A 16160-nucleotide genomic window follows, 5' to 3' on the forward strand; every position below is an offset into this window, starting at 1 on the left:
CCTGACCGAGGTTGCCGACGCTGATGAGCGCGACATCCAGCTCACCGGCATCAACGCGCTGAATCATCTCGATGCTACGGCCCACCGACACATTCACCTCGATTCCGGGATGAGTTCGGGCGAACAGCGACAGCAGACTAGGCAGGATGTGGGTCCCGATATCCGACGCCGTTCCGAAGCGAACCCGCCCGTTCAGCCGTGGCTCGATGAACGCGCTGACTGTGTCTTCATTGAGCTTGAGCAGACGCCGCGCGTAACCCAGTAGCCGCTCGCCTTCATCGGTAAGCGTGATACGTCGGGCCTCGCGGATGAACAACGTGCAGCCGAGCATCGTCTCGAGCCGTTTGATCTGCATGCTGACGGCGGAGGTTGTGCGAAAGATCTGCCCGGCGGCACGCGTGAAGCTGCCACTTTCGGCGATGGAGACGAACGTGCGCAGCACGTCGATCTCCAGCAGGGGCATTGCGGACTGAGGAAGCTCTTCGGGCATACCGGGCATACCGGGCATAGGCGGGCCTTCAAATTTTCTGAACCGAGAGTTCTATTGTAGTCGTTTGTCTGAAGCGTCAAGCGCGCTCAATCTGAATCTGCCGACCACGAGCGGTTGGCAGGTATCGGGTGCGCCCGTGCACTCTCTCAATGGTTGGAGGATGCGATGCGACATTCTGAGCGAGAACAGCAACGCGATAGGTTCGAAGACCAAGGTCGGCCGGAAATGCCAGACTTCTATATGCCGGCCATGTGGCCAGTCGAACTTCAACAAGCGGTGATCGACTGGTTCGTTACCTGGCGCAAACGGCGCCTGTGCCAGCGCCTGCTGAGGCTCAGCGACCAGCAACTACGCGGGCGCGACCTCAGCAGGCCGCGGCTCATCGAAAAGCTGCGGATGCCGCTGAGGCAGTTGGTGCAGGAGCAACGTTGCCAGCGCGGGCGCTAGGGTTTGCGGGCAATCAGTACGGCGCGCATTGGTGCGGGCAGACCTTCGATGGTCTTGCTGTGGTCCTCTGGGTCGAGGAAATCCGGTAACGATTGGTAGCGCATCCAGTCGGTGCTGCGCTGTTCCTCGACGCTGGTGACGCTGACGTCGACACAACGCACGTCGGTGAATCCCGCCCGGCGCAGCCAGCACTCCAGCGCAGCCACTGACGGCAGGAACCAGACGTTGCGCATCTGTGCGTAACGATCCTCGGGAACCAGCGCGGTGTGTTCGTTGCCTTCGACCACCAGGGTTTCCAGCACCAGCTCGCCGTTCTTGAGCAGGCAGTCTTTCAGGTCGAGTAGGTGATCGATAGGCGAACGTCGGTGATAAAGCACACCCATGGAGAACACCGTGTCGAAGCCTTCGAGCTTCGCCGGTAGTTCTTCGAGGGCCATTGGCAGGTGCCAGACCGGGCACTCGGAAAGGTAGCGTTTCATGGCGTGGAACTGGCAGAAGAACAGCCAGTTCGGGTCGATGCCGATGACTGAATCAGCCCCGGCGCCAAGCATTCGCCACATGTAATAGCCGTTGCCACAGCCGACGTCGAGGATGCGCTTGCCGGCAAGGTTGAGGTGCGGAGCGACACGCGTCCACTTCCAGTCCGAGCGCCACTCCGTATCCACATGCACACCGAACACGTCGAAGGGGCCTTTGCGCCACGGGGACAGGCCGAACAGCGCATCACGGGCCGTCGCCCGAGTAGCCTCGTCGCAATCGGCATCCAGCCGGAAGGTATCGCGAATCTCGATGGCGTCAGGCTGAATGTCTGGCAGCGCATCGACCGCCCGGCGCCAGCGCGGTAGATCGCCGTGGCCGACGGCGAGCTTGGCGTCGAGTTGCTGTTGCAGGCCGTTGGCCCAGGTGGCCAGAGGTGTTCCGGCAACGCGCCAGGCAAGGGGAGTCAGGTCGAGATTCATGGCAGGGCGATCAGGGAAGCGAAGTTCAGGCACTGGAACCAGGGCACCACTTTGGAAAAGCCGGCGTCCAGCAAGCGCTGTCGGTGGGTTTCAAGACTGTCCGGCTTCATCACGTTCTCGATGGCACTGCGCTTCTGGGCGATTTCCAGCTCGCTGTAGCCGTTGGCCCGTTTGAACGCGATGTGCAGGTCAGTCAGCAGATCCTGTTCCTGCTCATCTTCGAAGCGCAGTTTCTCCGACAGGATCAGTGCGCCGCCCGGCACCAGCGCCTGGCGGATGGCACTGAGCAGCTCAGGCCGCTGTTCGGGCGGGATGAACTGCAGGGTGAAGTTGAGGGCGATCAGCGAGGCGGGCTGGAACTGGAGAGCGAGCACGTCGGCGTCGATCACTTTAACCGGAAGCAGCTCCTGGAACATCGAATCCTGCCCGTGCAGATACTCGCGGCAGCGCTCGACCATCGCCGCAGAGTTATCAGCGGCAACCACATGACAGTTATCGGTCTTGACGTGCCGACGCAGCGCTTGTGTCACCGCACCCAGCGAGCAACCGAGGTCATACAGGCAGGTGTTCGGCTGGGCGAATTGCGCCGCCAGTACGCCGATGTTCTCCACTATCGTGGGGTAGCCCGGCACCGAGCGTTTGATCATGTCGGGAAACACCCGCACAACGTCTTCGTTGAAGACGAAATCCTGGGGCTGGGCAAGGGGCTGGGCGAACAGGCGATCGGGTTCGTGGCTCACGGCGGCGTCTGGGCAGGCTGAAAAATAGGGGCGGCATTGTAGCGGAAAGCCGTGCCGATGGCCGTGGCGAAGTGGACGGTCGGTGCCCGTCCTCGGCTATAGGACTTCGATTCGGCAGTCGAACAGCTCCGCCGGCTCGGCGTCAGCCTCCCAGGGACGTTGATAAGTGAGGTAGAGGCGACCACTGCCGGGCTGGGCCGCCTCGAAGCGCCAGGTGGACAGGCCATCGCCGCCGACCAGATCGCTTTTGGGCGAGCTGAACACTTCCGGGCCCAGGCTTTTCAGCTGTTCGCTCGAAACCTCGCGCAGGTTCCAGCGATAGCCCGTGGTGGGATTGCTTGGCAGGCTCAGGATCAGCATCTGACCGGACTGCAAGGTCAGCGGACAGTCGGCATCGTCGCTCAGTGCGATGCTGCTGGATGGGGCACTGGCGCAGCCGGCTAGCAGCAGCAAGGGGGCGAACGGCGATAGCAGGCGGGTTACGGACATAGGCGACCGACTCAACAAGGGAAAGGAAACGCTCGGGCGTCGGCTGAACCATAAGACGCGCAGCCGCGTGCGTAAAGCCATTCTCGGCAGGCAGAAGGTCCAGGTAACGGGCCGTGGCGCATCCTTCACGGCCCCGCTTCGTCAGAAAAGGACCTTGACCACGTCGCTGAAACGCTTGGCGAAATGCATCGTCAGGCCTTCTTTGAGATAGTCCGGCAGTTCTTCGAAGTCGCCACGGTTCAGCTCGGGAATGATCAACTCGTAGAGCTTCAAACGCCGCGCTGCGATGACCTTTTCGCGCAGGCCGCCGATGGGTAGCACCAGCCCGGTCAGGGTCAGTTCACCGGTCATCGCGACGCCCTTTTTGGGCGCCTGGTTGCGTGCCAGCGAGAGCAGCGCGCTGGCCATGCTGATGCCGGCGCTAGGACCGTCTTTTGGTGTCGCGCCTTCCGGCACATGCATGTGCACGAAAGCCTGGTCGAAGAACTCCGGATCGCCCTTGAATTCCTTCAAGTGTGAATTGACGTAGCTGAAGGCGATTTCGGCCGACTCTTTCATGACATCGCCGAGCTTGCCGGTGAGCTTGAAGCCGCGATTGAGCGTATGGATGCGCGTCGCCTCGATGGGCAGCGTGGCGCCACCCATGCTGTTCCAGGCCAGGCCGGTGACGACACCCACTCCGGTAAGCAGTTGCTCGGGATGCCAGAACGGCATGCCCAGGTAGCTTTCGATGTCCTTTGGCCCGATCTTGATGTTGGCCTCGGGCTCGTCGAGCAACTTGACCACCGCCTTGCGCACCACCTTGCCGAGCTGCTTGTCCAGCTGCCGCACGCCGGCTTCGCGGGCATAACCTTCGATCAGGCTGCGCAGGGCGCTGTCGCTGATCGCCAGCCGTTTTTTCGGCACGCCTGCGCGATCCAACTGCCGAGGCCAGAGGTGGCGCTTGGCGATTGCCAGCTTCTCCTCGGTGATGTAGCCGGACAGGCGGATGATTTCCATGCGATCGAGCAGCGGACCCGGGATCGAATACAGGCTGTTGGCAGTGCAGACGAACAGGACCTTGGACAGATCCAGGCGCAAATCCAGGTAGTGATCGAGAAAGCCGACGTTCTGTTCAGGGTCGAGCGTCTCCAGCAGTGCCGACGCCGGGTCGCCCTGATGGCTGTTGCCGAGCTTGTCGACCTCGTCGAGCATGATCACCGGGTTCATCACCTCGACCTCTTTCAGCGCCTGCACTAGCTTGCCGGGCAGGGCGCCGATGTAGGTCCGTCGATGACCCTTGATCTCCGCTTCGTCACGCATGCCGCCGACGCTGAAACGATAGAAACGGCGCCCGAGGGACTCGGCGATGGACTTGCCGATGCTGGTTTTGCCGACGCCTGGCGGGCCCACCAGCAGCACGATGGAGCCGGAAATTTCGCCACGGAAGGCGCCGACGGCGAGAAACTCGATGATGCGATCCTTGATGTCGTCGAGGCCGGCGTGGTGCGCGTTGAGCACTTTGCGCGCATGGTTCAGATTGAGCTTGTCCTCGCTGTACAGCCCCCAGGGCATCGAGGTGGCCCAGTCCAGATAGTTGCGGGTCACCGCATATTCCGGCGAACCGGTTTCCAGCACCGAGAGCTTGTCCAGCTCGTCGTCGATACGCTTCTGCGCGGCTGGAGGCACCACCTTGCCTTCCAACCGAGAGCGAAACTCGTCGGCATCGGCGCTGCGATCATCCTTGGTGATGCCCAGTTCCTGCTGGATGATCTTCAACTGTTCCTTGAGAAAGAACTCGCGCTGGCGCTCGCCGATCTTGCGGTTCACCTCGCCGGTCAGTTCCTTCTGCAGCTTGGCGACTTCCACCTCTTTACGCAGCAGCGGCAGAACCTTTTCCATGCGCTTGAGCACCGGCACGGTGTCGAGTACTTCCTGCAGTTCGGGCCCGGGCGCAGTGGTCAACGCCGCGGCAAAATCGGTCAGCGGTGACGGCGCGTTCGGGCTGAAACGGTTGAGGTAATTCTTCAACTCCTCGCTGTACAACGGGTTGAGCGGCAACAACTCTTTGATCGCATTGATCAGGGCCATGCCGTAGGCCTTCACCTCGTCACGCGGGTCTTCGTCACTTTGCGGGTAGTCAACTTCCACCAGGTACGGCGGCTTGCGCCGCAGCCAGCCGCGGATTCGCACGCGTGCAAGGCCCTGGGCTACGAACTGCAGCTTGCCGCCTTCCTTCGAGGCGTGATGCACGCGAACCATGGTGCCGTGTTCGGGCAGGCTGTCCGGGTTGAAGCTGGCGGCGTCCTGCGCAGGCGTGTCCATATAGAAGAGGGCCAGGCGCTGGTGCGGCGTCTTGGAGACCAGCTCCAGGGTTTCGGCCCAGGGCTCTTCATTGACGATGACCGGCAGCACCTGAGCCGGGAAGAAGGGCCGGTTGTGAATCGGGACGATGTACAGCTTGTCGGGTTGGTCCTGGTCAGGCAACACCAGCCCGGTGGATGATTGGTCTTGCTCGAGTTCCTGATGGATGTCGTCGTTCATGCGGCACCTGTGGCGAGTACGTGCTCTTTAGATGGGTATCCGCCGAATGATTTCAATCCAATCCAGCCTTTGACGTTTGGGGCTGGCTGTAAAAATACGGCTGCCTCCGGTAGAGTGCGGCAACACGTCAGGTACCTCGCCATGCTCACTGCACGTCTGCTTCGCCTCGATGATCAGGCTCACGAACACGCACACGACTACCACCAGTTGGTCATGTCGCTGTCGGGCAGTGCCGAGTTTGAGGTGGATGGCTCGGGCGGTGAGGTCTGCCGTATGCGTGCCTGTCTGGTACCGGGGTACGCTGGACACGAGTTTGCCGGCAAGGGCGATAACCGCATGCTCATCATCGACCTTGATGAGCAGGACATGAGTGCCGACGACCCACGCCTGCTTGCGCGATTGTTCGAAACGCCACGTTATCCCGCGCTCGATGCAGACTTCCACAACCTGCTGAACTATGCCGGTGCGGAGCTGGCTCGCTACGGCAGCGATCCGTTGTTGGCGCGAGCGCTGGGTGGCGTGCTGTTGCGGGCGTTACACCTGCGGGTGTTTGGCGAATCGTCACGGCCGCCGACCGGCCCGCTGGATATCGCTCGGCTAGATGCGCACATCGAAAGCAATCTGGCGCGGCGGATCACCGTTGCCGAGCTGGCGCAGGTTGTCTGCCTGAGTCCCAGCCACTTTCACGTGCAGTTCAAGGACAGTGTCGGCCTGACGCCACATCAATACCTGCTTAAAAGCCGCCTCGATCGCGCGGCGCGGCTGTTGCGCGAGAGCCCGCTGCCGCTTGTCCGGATTGCCGAGGAATGCGGGTTTTCTAGCCAGAGCGCACTGACCACGGCAACGCGCCGTTACCTGGGACTGACCCCGAAGAAGCTGCGACGCAGCGAAGGCTGAGGCATACAAAACGCACCGCAACGGTGCGTTTTTTCGTGGGGCCGCAAACTTTTTGGCACTGCGCCAACCGGCTTATATGACCGGATTTTGACGAGCGCGCAAAGTCGTAGTTTTTTGTAAAAGATCCGTAGGTATCTGCAACACCGCAAAACCCTCCCGCCGTAGATTCCCCTACCCGTTTGGCGGCCACCGCTGCGCCATCACTGGCGTGAGCGACCCGCTGGGCCTGATTCAACAACACTCCACGAGAGGAGCGGCGCGATGTTCAAAGCCGGTCAAGTCTTGCAGGGCGATTTCGCCAATCTGAAAGCCGCCGAATTCTTTCCCGCCATCAGCGCCAACTACAGCGTTGACGAAGCGGCCTACCTGAATGAGCTCTTGCAGCTGGCCGATCCCGGCGACGCTGGCATCGAAGCCATTCGCCGTGAAGCCCGTACGCTGATCGAGGCGGTGCGCGGCCGGGATAATGCGGTCGATACGTTGGACGCGCTGCTGCGTCAGTACAGCCTGGATACCCACGAAGGACTGATGCTGATGTGTCTGGCCGAGGCGTTGTTGCGCGTGCCGGATTCGGCCACCGCCGACGCACTGATCCGCGACAAGCTCAACGCCGCCGAGTGGGAACGCCATCTCGGCCAGAGCGACAACGTGCTGGTCAACTTTGCCGCCTGGGGCCTGGTGATGACCGGCAAAGTCGTTGACCCTGACAATGCTGACGGCCGGCCAAAGAATGTCATTGGCCGTCTGGTCAAGCGCTCCGGTGAGCCAGTAATTCGCGCCGCGATGAACCAGGCGATGAAGCTGATGGGCAAGCAGTTCGTGCTCGGCCGCACCATCTCCGAGGCGCTGAAGAACGGCCGTCCCGAGCGCGAGAAGGGCTACACCTATTCCTTCGACATGCTCGGCGAGGCGGCACTCACCACCGAGGATGCCCGCAAGTACATGGCCGACTACCGCCAAGCCGTGGAAACCGTTGGCGCCGAGCCGCAGGTCGGTCCAGGGCCGCGTCCGTCGGTGTCGATCAAGCTCTCCGCACTGCACCCGCGCTATGAAGTGGCTCAGCGCGAGCGGGTCCTCACCGAACTGTTCGTGAGCGTCCGCGAGCTGGCGATCCTGGCGCGTCGCCTGGATGTCGGTATCACCATCGACGCCGAAGAAGCCGACCGCCTCGAGCTGTCGCTGGAACTCTATGAAAAGCTCATGCGCGACCCGGCCATTGCCGGCTGGGGCGAGTTCGGCCTGGTGATCCAGGCATACTCCAAGCGCTGCCTGCCGGTGCTGGTGTGGCTGACCTTGCTGGGCAAAGAGCTGGGCGCGCGGATCCCGCTGCGGCTGGTCAAGGGTGCCTACTGGGACAGCGAGATCAAGCAGTGCCAGGTTCAGGGCCTCGACGGCTACCCGGTCTACACCCGCAAGGAAGGTACCGACACCTCCTACCTGGCCTGCGCCCGCTACCTGCTGTCCGAGCAGACCCGCGGCGTGATCTACCCGCAGTTCGCCAGCCACAACGCCCACACCGTCAGCTGCATCCTGTCGATGGTCGGCGAGTTGAAGACGCCGCGTGAATTCGAGTTCCAGCGCCTGCACGGCATGGGCGACGCGCTGTACGACACGGTGATCGAGATGTACCGCAAGAACGTGCGCATCTATGCGCCCGTCGGTGCTCACAAGGATTTGCTGCCGTACCTGGTGCGTCGCCTGCTGGAGAACGGCGCCAACTCATCCTTCGTCCACCAGCTGGTCGACCCGCGCGTACCGGTCGAGACCCTGATCGATCACCCGGTCACCCAGTTGCGCCAGTTCAAGACCCTCGGCAACCACCGCATCCCGCTCCCGCCGGCGCTGTACGGCAACCGGACCAACTCGCAAGGCATCAACATGAACATCCAGACCCAGTGGAACGAACTGTCCAGCGCCTACCAGACTTTCCTCGACCGCCAGTGGCAAGCCGCCCCGGTGATCGCCGGTCAGAAGCTCAACGGCACCCCGCACAAGGTGTATTGCCCCTACAGCCTCAGCCAGGAAGTGGGCACCGCCCAGTTCGCCACGGCCGAGCAGGCCAAACAGGCCATCGACGGTCTGGCCGCTTTCTGGCCGCGCTGGAATGCCACGCCGATCGAGCAGCGCGCGCAGATTCTCGAGCGCCTCGCTGACCTGCTCGAAGCCAACCGCGCCGAGCTGATGGCCATGTGCACCCTGGAAGCGGGCAAGACCCTGCAGGACGGCATCGACGAAGTCCGCGAAGCAGTGGATTTCTGCCGTTACTACGCGCTGCAGGCGCGCCTGAAGCTCGGCCGTGAAGAACTCAAGGGCCCGACTGGCGAACGCAACGAACTGTTCCACGAAGGCCGTGGCGTATTCGTCTGCATCAGCCCTTGGAACTTCCCGCTGGCGATCTACCTCGGTCAGATCACTGCAGCCTTGGTCGCCGGTAATACCGTGCTGGCCAAGCCCGCCGAGCAGACCAGCCTGATCGCTGCTCGTGCGCTGGATCTGATGTTCGAAGCTGGCCTGCCGAACGAGGCGATTGCCTTCCTGCCGGGTGACGGTGCCACCTTGGGTGGCGTGTTCTGCCGCGACCCTCGCGTTGTGGGCGTGTGCTTTACCGGTTCCACCGACACGGCACGCATTATCAACCGCCAGCTGGCCGAGAAGGAGGGCGCCATCGCCACCCTGATCGCCGAAACCGGCGGCCAGAACGCCATGATCGTCGATTCCACCGCACTGCCTGAGCAGGTGGTCAAGGATGCGGTGGGTTCGGCCTTTACCAGTGCCGGCCAGCGCTGCTCGGCCCTGCGCGTGCTCTACGTGCAGCGTGACATTGCTGACCGGGTGATCGAGCTGATCAAGGGCGCCATGGCACAGCTGAAAGTCGGCCCGACGCACCTACGCGAAAATGACCTGGGGCCGGTTATCGACGCTGAAGCCCGCGACGGTTTGCTTGCCCACATCGAGAAACTGAAGGCCGAAGGCAAGCTGATTGCCGAAGCCAAGCTGCAGGGCAGCCTCAACGGCCATTTCGTGGCGCCGGTGGCCTTCGAGATCGGCGGTATCCAGGAGCTGAAGAAAGAGCAGTTCGGTCCGGTGCTGCACGTGGTGCGTTTCGATGCGGCGGACCTGGAAAAGGTTGTGGCCGACATCAACGCCACCGGCTACGGCCTGACGCTCGGCGTGCACAGCCGCAACGAGGAGACCGCCGAGCGCATCGAAGCGCTGGCGCGGGTCGGCAACCTGTACGTCAACCGCAACCAGGTCGGTGCGGTGGTCGGTGTGCAGCCGTTCGGCGGCTGTGGACTGTCCGGCACTGGCCCGAAGGCGGGCGGCCCGAGCTACCTGCTGCGCTTCGTCAACGAGCGCACCACCTCGACCAACACCACTGCGGTGGGCGGTAATGCGTCACTGCTGTCGCTGGGTGACGACTGACCGTCTACTCGGCAGGAAATGGCTGGCGGCTCGGTTCAGAGACCGCCAGCTCACAAGAACAATCAGAACAGTCGGCGGATCGCTCTTCCGCCACTGATGGGTCCGGTTGGACCCGTCCCGGTGATGGCGCGATCCGACGTCGCCCTCTGCCAGGTGGGTTTGCGAACACCCTCGCGCCCATCAACAACAACTAACGAGGGAACAAAATGAGCATCAGTACACCCACCTTGATCACCTTCGTGATCTACATCGGCGCCATGCTGTTGATCGGCTTTATCGCCTACCGTGCCACCAAGAACTTCGATGACTACATCCTTGGGGGGCGTAGTCTGGGCAGTTTCGTCACGGCGCTGTCGGCAGGCGCTTCGGACATGAGCGGCTGGCTGCTGATGGGCCTTCCGGGCGCGATTTTCGTCGCAGGGCTTTCCGAAAGCTGGATCGCCATCGGCCTGATCGCCGGGGCCTGGCTGAACTGGCTGTTCGTGGCTGGCCGCCTGCGCGTGCATACCGAACGCAACAAGAACGCGCTGACCCTGCCTGACTACTTCTCGCATCGCTTCGAAGACGACAGCCGCCTGCTGCGCATCTTCTCGGCGCTGGTTGTGCTGGTGTTCTTCACCATCTACTGCGCCTCGGGCGTCGTCGCCGGCGCGCGTCTGTTCGAAAGCAGCTTCGGCGTGCCGTATGACGTGGCGCTGTGGATCGGTGCAGCCGCAACCATTCTCTATGTGTTCATCGGCGGTTTCCTCGCGGTCAGCTGGACCGACACCGTGCAGGCGACGCTGATGATCTTCGCGCTGTTGATCACGCCGGTATTCGTGATCCTGGCGCTAGGCGACATGGGTGCTGCGATGGATACCATCGCCACGCAGAACCCAGCAGCCTTCGATATGTTCAACGGGCTGTCCTTCGTCGCCATCGTTTCGCTGCTGGCTTGGGGGCTGGGCTACTTCGGCCAGCCGCACATCCTGGTGCGCTTCATGGCCGCCGATTCGGTGAAGACCATCCCCAACGCCCGTCGCATCGGCATGGCGTGGATGATCCTGACCCTGGCCGGTGCGGTTGCCGTGGGCTTCTTCGGCATCGCCTATTTTGCAGACCATCCGGAGCTGGCCGGGCCGGTCTCCGAAAACGGTGAGCGGGTGTTCATGGAACTGGTGAAGATCCTGTTCAACCCCTGGGTTGCCGGCGTCATCCTGTCCGGTGTGCTCGCGGCGGTGATGAGTACTCTCAGCGCTCAGCTGCTGGTCAGTTCCAGCGCCCTGACGCAGGACTTCTACAAAGCCATGCTGCGCAAGAACGCCTCGCAGACCGAACTGGTCTGGGTCGGTCGCGCGATGGTGCTGCTGATCGCCTTCATCGCGCTCGGCATCGCCTCCAACCCGGACAGCAAGGTGCTGGGTCTGGTGTCCTACGCCTGGGCCGGCTTCGGCGCCGCCTTCGGTCCGGTCGTGCTGATCTCGCTGCTGTGGAAGCACATGACCCGTAACGGTGCGCTGGCCGGCATGGTCGTTGGTGCTGTCACCGTGGTGGTGTGGAAGGAATTCGTCGGCATGGGCCTGTACGAGATCATCCCTGGCTTTATCCTCGCCAGCATCGCCATCGTGGTGTTCAGCAAAGTAGGCGCAGGTGCCTCGCAGAGCATGATCAAGCGCTTCGAAGACGCCGAGAGCGAATACCAGGGTCGTTGATTCATCTACACCCAAAACCCCGCTGCCGGCGTCCCAGCAGCGGGGTTTTCTTTTGCTCGCTACCAACTACCAACCGCTGATCTGCAATGGCTCATGCGGCGTGTTCAGTCGTCGACAACAAGATTCCGGCGATCATCCTTTGCGCCGGCTGCAATCAGGTGCTCGGCCATGTCTTCGGTCACGTGAACGCTGTGGCCGCTGATATGCGCCATGGACATGCGCGCAGCTGGATCTGTCGAGATCCGAACGTCCTTGATGGCGCTGGTATGGGTGGCGTTTCCGAGCGTGGTTGAACAAGTGCCGTTAGCGGTATCGAGGTGAACGGTCATGGCGGGCTCCTTGGGCTGCGGTGAAGCCGCACCGGCAAGTGCAGCTACTGAGGATGAGACCATGACCACAAGAATCCGTTTTGCATGAGGCGGTAATCGTTATCTCTTCAGCCGCCCGCTGCCGGCCGATGCCTTCGAGACCTGGTTGATGCAACAACCCCATCTGGCTGCGCGACCGCTCATCTGGAATTCACGCGCAGCGATTTCAACGCGCGGACCATCTGCAGGCGGCGATGACCGCTGCGGGCATCTCGATTCCAGCGCAGAATCGCTTGCCGGCGCGCCTGGCGTCCATGCGCGGGCAAATTATCAACCGCTGACTGCGGCAGCGCTGAGATCGAAGCGAACCGCCGCATCGCCGGCTCGTCGTCCTGGCCACTCAGCAGGACATCCGTAGGTCGTTCCGTTCGCACCTTTTCCGGACAAAACTGTCCGGTCATGAGCGAAGAGTGCTTCGAGACGCTATGCTTTCCTTCTAAACCCGACCGTCCGTTGCCAACGCAGCGCCACAAGCGTTCGCGTTTCGTCAGTGGAGGCGGGGGCTACGTCCCCGCAGCACAAGGAAAACAACACCAATGAATGTGAGCACCCCCACTCTGATCACCTTCGTGATCTACATCGCGGCGATGATTCTTATCGGCTTCACCGCCTACCGCGCCACCAAGAACTTCGATGACTACATCCTCGGCGGACGCAGCCTCGGCAGTTTCGTCACTGCGCTTTCAGCAGGCGCTTCGGACATGAGCGGCTGGCTGCTGATGGGCCTGCCCGGCGCGATCTTCGTCGCAGGGCTGTCGGAAAGCTGGATCGCCATCGGTCTCATCGCCGGCGCCTGGCTTAACTGGATTTTCGTCGCCGGGCGGCTGCGTGTGCACACCGAGCACAACCACAATGCGCTAACCCTGCCGGACTATTTCTCCCATCGTTTCGAGGACACCAGCCGCCTGCTGCGGATCTTCTCTGCGTTGGTGATTCTGGTGTTCTTCACCATCTACTGCGCCTCCGGCGTAGTGGCCGGCGCGCGCCTGTTCGAGTCCACCTTCGGCATGGAATACGGCACGGCACTGTGGGTCGGCGCGGCGGCAACCATCCTCTACGTGTTCATCGGCGGTTTCCTTGCGGTGAGCTGGACCGATACCGTTCAGGCCACGCTGATGATCTTCGCGCTGTTGATCACGCCGGTGTTCGTCATCCTCGCCCTGGGCGACCTTGGTACCGCCATGGACACCATCGCCGCGCAGGACCCTTCGAATTTCGACATGTTCAAGGGTTTGTCCTTCATCGCGATCATCTCGCTGCTCGGCTGGGGCCTTGGCTACTTCGGGCAGCCGCACATCCTGGTGCGCTTCATGGCCGCCGACTCGGTGAAAACCATCCCCAACGCCCGCCGCATCGGCATGGCCTGGATGATCCTGACGCTCGCCGGAGCTGTGGTCGTGGGCTTCCTCGGTATCGCCTACTTCGCGGATAACCCTGCGCTGGCCGGCCCGGTCACCGAGAACGGCGAGCGCGTGTTCATGGAACTGGTCAAGCTGATGTTCAACCCCTGGGTCGCGGGCATCATCCTCTCCGGCGTACTGGCTGCCGTCATGAGTACGCTCAGCGCACAGTTGCTGGTTAGTTCCAGTGCACTGACCCAGGACTTCTACAAAGCCTTCTTGCGCAAGGGCGCATCGCAGACTGAACTGGTCTGGGTTGGCCGCGCCATGGTGCTGCTGATTGCCTTGATCGCCATCGGCATCGCCTCGAATCCGGACAGTAAAGTGCTGGGCCTCGTGTCCTACGCCTGGGCCGGCTTCGGCGCTGCCTTTGGTCCGGTGGTGCTGATCTCCCTTGTGTGGAAGCGCATGACCCGCAACGGCGCGCTCGCCGGCATGCTGGTCGGCGCCATTACCGTGGTGGTGTGGAAGGAGTTCATCGGGCTCGGGCTGTACGAAATCATCCCCGGCTTCATCCTCGCCAGCATCGCCATCTATGTGGTGAGCATCATGGGCAAGGAGCCAGCGGCTTCCATTCAGCAGCGCTTCGAAGTGGCTGACGCCGAGTATCACGCGGGCTAGGGCGGGCCGGGCGGGATCAGGGCCTGCTGAGCGATCAGCGAAGCAAGCCTTGAAACCGTCATTCGTGATTGGCGCCGCGTCGCCGCAATAATGAGCTGTCACGCATTGATGCGGCGTTGGATACTGTGCACCGGGCGCCGTTGAGTGGTGCACATCAGGAAATCCAGGAGTATTCCAATGAAAGCGCAATCTACGATGATGATCCGGGCCATGGCCGTTGTATTGGCTTCTGTACTGATTACTGGCTGCAGCCTGCGCTTGCCAGGCATCGGTATAGATATCGGCGACGGTGGTGGGCATGGTGGGCATGGTGGTACTCATTGCCCGCCGGGCCAGGCGAAGAAAGGAAACTGCTGACCCTCACACGGTTTTCCCGGGACCGAATAGCGCATGCCATTCGGCCCGCTTTACCCCGTTTCCCCCCTCCTTGCTGCTCAGCGATAGCCATGCTGCAGCGCACATCAACGAATTCTGCACGCGAATAAGCGAGACACCAGTTCTGCTATTCACGTGACGATGGTTCCGCTCATCCCTCCGACATTCCGTCTATTTGACAGGTCCAAGCTTTCTGCCACGGTTAGTGGAAATGCGTGTACCGCTTGTGGTCGGCAAGCCCGGCAGAGCGCGTATCGCTAGCAAGGCCCGTAAAACAAAAACAATAATCGAGGAAACTCCCATGCTCCCAAGCAAGTTGGCTTCAGCCTGCGCGCGCGCCATCGTCGGTGTCATGCTGGTTGGCGGTGTCGGCATCGCTGCCGATGCTCAGGCCCGCTCCAAACCGATCAAGCCGCCTGTATCCCACAGCGAATCACGCGAACAAGACTCGCGCGTTTTCGTCCCGGTCGTATCGCCTTTGGCAGCATTCCCCGGCCTGCCCAGCGAACGCTGGACCGGCATTTACGAAGGCTCGTCCTACCAGATCGAAGTCCCGCCGAATTGGAACGGCATGCTGGTCATGTACGCGCACGGCTACCGCGGCACGGGACCAGAACTCACCGTTGGGCCGCCGCCGATTCGCCCATGGCTGCTGCAACAGGGATACGCCTGGGCCGCTTCCAGTTACAGCAAGAACTACTACGATGTGCGCGCCGGAGTTGAAGATACCAACGCCCTGGCGCTCGCGTTCAGTGAGCTGACTGGCAAAGCTCAGCCGAGCAAGATCTACATCACCGGGCATTCCATGGGCGGGCATGTTGCCGCCGCCGCGGTGGAAGCCGAGACCTATGCCACCGCCAATAACCCGTTGCGCTACAGCGGCTCGGTGCCGATGTGCGGCGTAACTGGCGACGTCTACGAATTTGAATACCTGACGAACTACACCCTGGCTGCCCAGCATCTGGCGGGGCAGGGGCCTACCACCTTCCCGGCGACAGACTTCCAGCCCAAGTTGCCGCAGATCATCGGCGCGTTGTGGGACAGCTACCCGACCGACCCATCGCCGCAGGGTGAGAAGCTGGAAGGTATCGTTCGTGATCTCAGCGGTGGCGAACGGCCAATCTTTGCCGAAGGCTTCCGCACGAGTCTGCAAAGCGTCGTGCTGGGTACCGGAGGGCAGGATGGTTCAGTGAACGGCATTCTGGCCGACTCGCTCAGCGGCAACCTTGCCATCCGCTATCAGTTCGATACGAACAAGGCGATGTCCCGAGAGGAGCGCGCATTCAACGACTCGATTATCCGTGTCATCGGTCATCCTGCTGCCAACAGCATCCGCCCGGACGGGCTGCGCTGGATTCCGGTAGTCAACGGCCAGTTCAACGTCCCGGTGGTCAGTATCCATACTCTTGGCGACCTCTACGTGCCATTCAAACACCAGCAGATCTATCGCCGTAACGCTGAAGCCAATGGCAACGGTGATCTACTGGTGCAACGCGCTATTCGCGCACCTAGCCATTGCGACTTCACTTATCAAGAGCAAGTCGAGGCAATGGCAGCGATGCTGCAGTGGGAACAGCAGGGCACCAAGCCAGCGGGTGATGAAGTCCTTAATCCGCGCGTAGTCGCCAACCCCGCCTATGGCTGCGAGTTCACACGTAACGACGGCACGCAGAATCGGACGGCACTGCCTGCCTGCCCAGAGAGTTGAAAAACACTAACGCCTACCTAGAAACGCCC

Annotated in this window: 13 protein-coding genes; 6 read left to right on the forward strand and 7 right to left on the reverse strand. The window is 61.9% G+C overall.

Annotated elements, in window-relative coordinates; translation table 11 throughout:
• The 5 genes from PSTU_RS0117165 to lon form a co-directional block, all read right to left on the reverse strand.
• Positions 1-490, reverse strand: a 490-nt coding sequence (locus PSTU_RS0117165; protein ID WP_029404842.1) for a LysR family transcriptional regulator, incomplete at its 3' end; no start/stop codon positions are given.
• Positions 491-933: 443 nt separating this feature from the next.
• Positions 934-1896, reverse strand: a complete 963-nt coding sequence (cmoB, locus tag PSTU_RS0117175; RefSeq protein WP_019342249.1) for a tRNA 5-methoxyuridine(34)/uridine 5-oxyacetic acid(34) synthase CmoB — start codon at positions 1894-1896, stop codon at positions 934-936.
• Positions 1893-2636, reverse strand: a complete 744-nt coding sequence (cmoA, locus tag PSTU_RS0117180) for a carboxy-S-adenosyl-L-methionine synthase CmoA (RefSeq protein WP_019342250.1) — start codon at positions 2634-2636, stop codon at positions 1893-1895. Before cmoA ends, cmoB begins: the two co-directional genes overlap by 4 nt.
• Before the next feature lie 96 nt (positions 2637-2732).
• Positions 2733-3125, reverse strand: coding sequence for a protease inhibitor I42 family protein (locus tag PSTU_RS0117185; RefSeq protein ID WP_019342251.1), 393 nt, complete (start codon positions 3123-3125; stop codon positions 2733-2735).
• Between the two features lie 141 nt (positions 3126-3266).
• Positions 3267-5648, reverse strand: coding sequence for an endopeptidase La (gene lon, locus PSTU_RS0117190; protein ID WP_019342252.1), 2382 nt, complete (start codon positions 5646-5648; stop codon positions 3267-3269).
• A gap of 141 nt (positions 5649-5789) precedes the next feature.
• On the opposite strand from lon, the gene PSTU_RS0117195 reads away from it, so the two are divergent.
• From PSTU_RS0117195 to putP (PSTU_RS0117205), 3 genes are all read left to right on the forward strand, one after another.
• Complete coding sequence (locus PSTU_RS0117195; protein ID WP_019342253.1) at positions 5790-6545, forward strand: AraC family transcriptional regulator; 756 nt, start codon at positions 5790-5792, stop codon at positions 6543-6545.
• A gap of 261 nt (positions 6546-6806) precedes the next feature.
• On the forward strand, positions 6807-9968 hold the full coding sequence (putA, locus tag PSTU_RS0117200) for a bifunctional proline dehydrogenase/L-glutamate gamma-semialdehyde dehydrogenase PutA (protein WP_019342254.1): 3162 nt from the start codon (positions 6807-6809) through the stop codon (positions 9966-9968).
• Between the two features lie 206 nt (positions 9969-10174).
• Positions 10175-11659 (forward strand): sodium/proline symporter PutP, encoded by a 1485-nt coding sequence (gene putP / locus PSTU_RS0117205; protein ID WP_019342255.1) that lies wholly within the window; start codon positions 10175-10177, stop codon positions 11657-11659.
• Between the two features lie 104 nt (positions 11660-11763).
• Here the strand turns inward: putP (PSTU_RS0117205) and PSTU_RS0117210 are convergent, their stop codons facing one another.
• Both PSTU_RS0117210 and PSTU_RS0117215 read right to left on the reverse strand, forming a co-directional pair.
• Complete coding sequence (locus PSTU_RS0117210) at positions 11764-11988, reverse strand: DUF3203 family protein (protein WP_019342256.1); 225 nt, start codon at positions 11986-11988, stop codon at positions 11764-11766.
• Between the two features lie 179 nt (positions 11989-12167).
• Positions 12168-12428 carry a hypothetical protein gene (locus PSTU_RS0117215; protein WP_019342257.1) on the reverse strand — a complete coding sequence of 87 codons (261 nt, stop codon included), beginning with the start codon at positions 12426-12428 and terminating at the stop codon, positions 12168-12170.
• A 135-nt stretch (positions 12429-12563) separates the two neighbouring features.
• Between PSTU_RS0117215 and putP (PSTU_RS0117220) the strand changes: the two genes are divergently transcribed.
• The 3 genes from putP (PSTU_RS0117220) to PSTU_RS0117230 all read left to right on the forward strand — a co-directional run bounded on the left by putP (PSTU_RS0117220) (position 12564) and on the right by PSTU_RS0117230 (position 16131).
• Complete coding sequence (gene putP, locus PSTU_RS0117220) at positions 12564-14048, forward strand: sodium/proline symporter PutP (protein WP_019342258.1); 1485 nt, start codon at positions 12564-12566, stop codon at positions 14046-14048.
• A 177-nt stretch (positions 14049-14225) separates the two neighbouring features.
• Positions 14226-14405: a hypothetical protein gene (locus PSTU_RS20960; protein ID WP_019342259.1), complete on the forward strand. Its 180-nt coding sequence runs from the start codon at positions 14226-14228 to the stop codon at positions 14403-14405.
• A gap of 319 nt (positions 14406-14724) precedes the next feature.
• Positions 14725-16131, forward strand: coding sequence for a hypothetical protein (locus PSTU_RS0117230; protein ID WP_019342260.1), 1407 nt, complete (start codon positions 14725-14727; stop codon positions 16129-16131).
• The last annotated feature ends 29 nt before the right edge of the window (positions 16132-16160 follow it).

The sequence above is a fragment of the Stutzerimonas stutzeri SDM-LAC genome, from assembly GCF_000235745.1.
GTDB classification, from domain to species: domain Bacteria; phylum Pseudomonadota; class Gammaproteobacteria; order Pseudomonadales; family Pseudomonadaceae; genus Stutzerimonas; species Stutzerimonas stutzeri_H.

Excerpts from the sequence above, each read along its gene's own strand:
- cmoB (WP_019342249.1), bottom strand. The coding sequence starts at position 1,896 with ATGAATCTCGACCTGACTCCCCTTGCCTGGCGCGTTGCCGGAACACCT.
- PSTU_RS0117185 (WP_019342251.1), bottom strand. The coding sequence starts at position 3,125 with ATGTCCGTAACCCGCCTGCTATCGCCGTTCGCCCCCTTGCTGCTGCTA.
- lon (WP_019342252.1), bottom strand. The coding sequence starts at position 5,648 with ATGAACGACGACATCCATCAGGAACTCGAGCAAGACCAATCATCCACC.
- PSTU_RS0117195 (WP_019342253.1), top strand. The coding sequence starts at position 5,790 with ATGCTCACTGCACGTCTGCTTCGCCTCGATGATCAGGCTCACGAACAC.
- putA (WP_019342254.1), top strand. The coding sequence starts at position 6,807 with ATGTTCAAAGCCGGTCAAGTCTTGCAGGGCGATTTCGCCAATCTGAAA.
- putP (WP_019342255.1), top strand. The coding sequence starts at position 10,175 with ATGAGCATCAGTACACCCACCTTGATCACCTTCGTGATCTACATCGGC.
- PSTU_RS0117210 (WP_019342256.1), bottom strand. The coding sequence starts at position 11,988 with ATGACCGTTCACCTCGATACCGCTAACGGCACTTGTTCAACCACGCTC.
- PSTU_RS0117215 (WP_019342257.1), bottom strand. The coding sequence starts at position 12,428 with ATGACCGGACAGTTTTGTCCGGAAAAGGTGCGAACGGAACGACCTACG.
- putP (WP_019342258.1), top strand. The coding sequence starts at position 12,564 with ATGAATGTGAGCACCCCCACTCTGATCACCTTCGTGATCTACATCGCG.
- PSTU_RS20960 (WP_019342259.1), top strand. The coding sequence starts at position 14,226 with ATGAAAGCGCAATCTACGATGATGATCCGGGCCATGGCCGTTGTATTG.
- PSTU_RS0117230 (WP_019342260.1), top strand. The coding sequence starts at position 14,725 with ATGCTCCCAAGCAAGTTGGCTTCAGCCTGCGCGCGCGCCATCGTCGGT.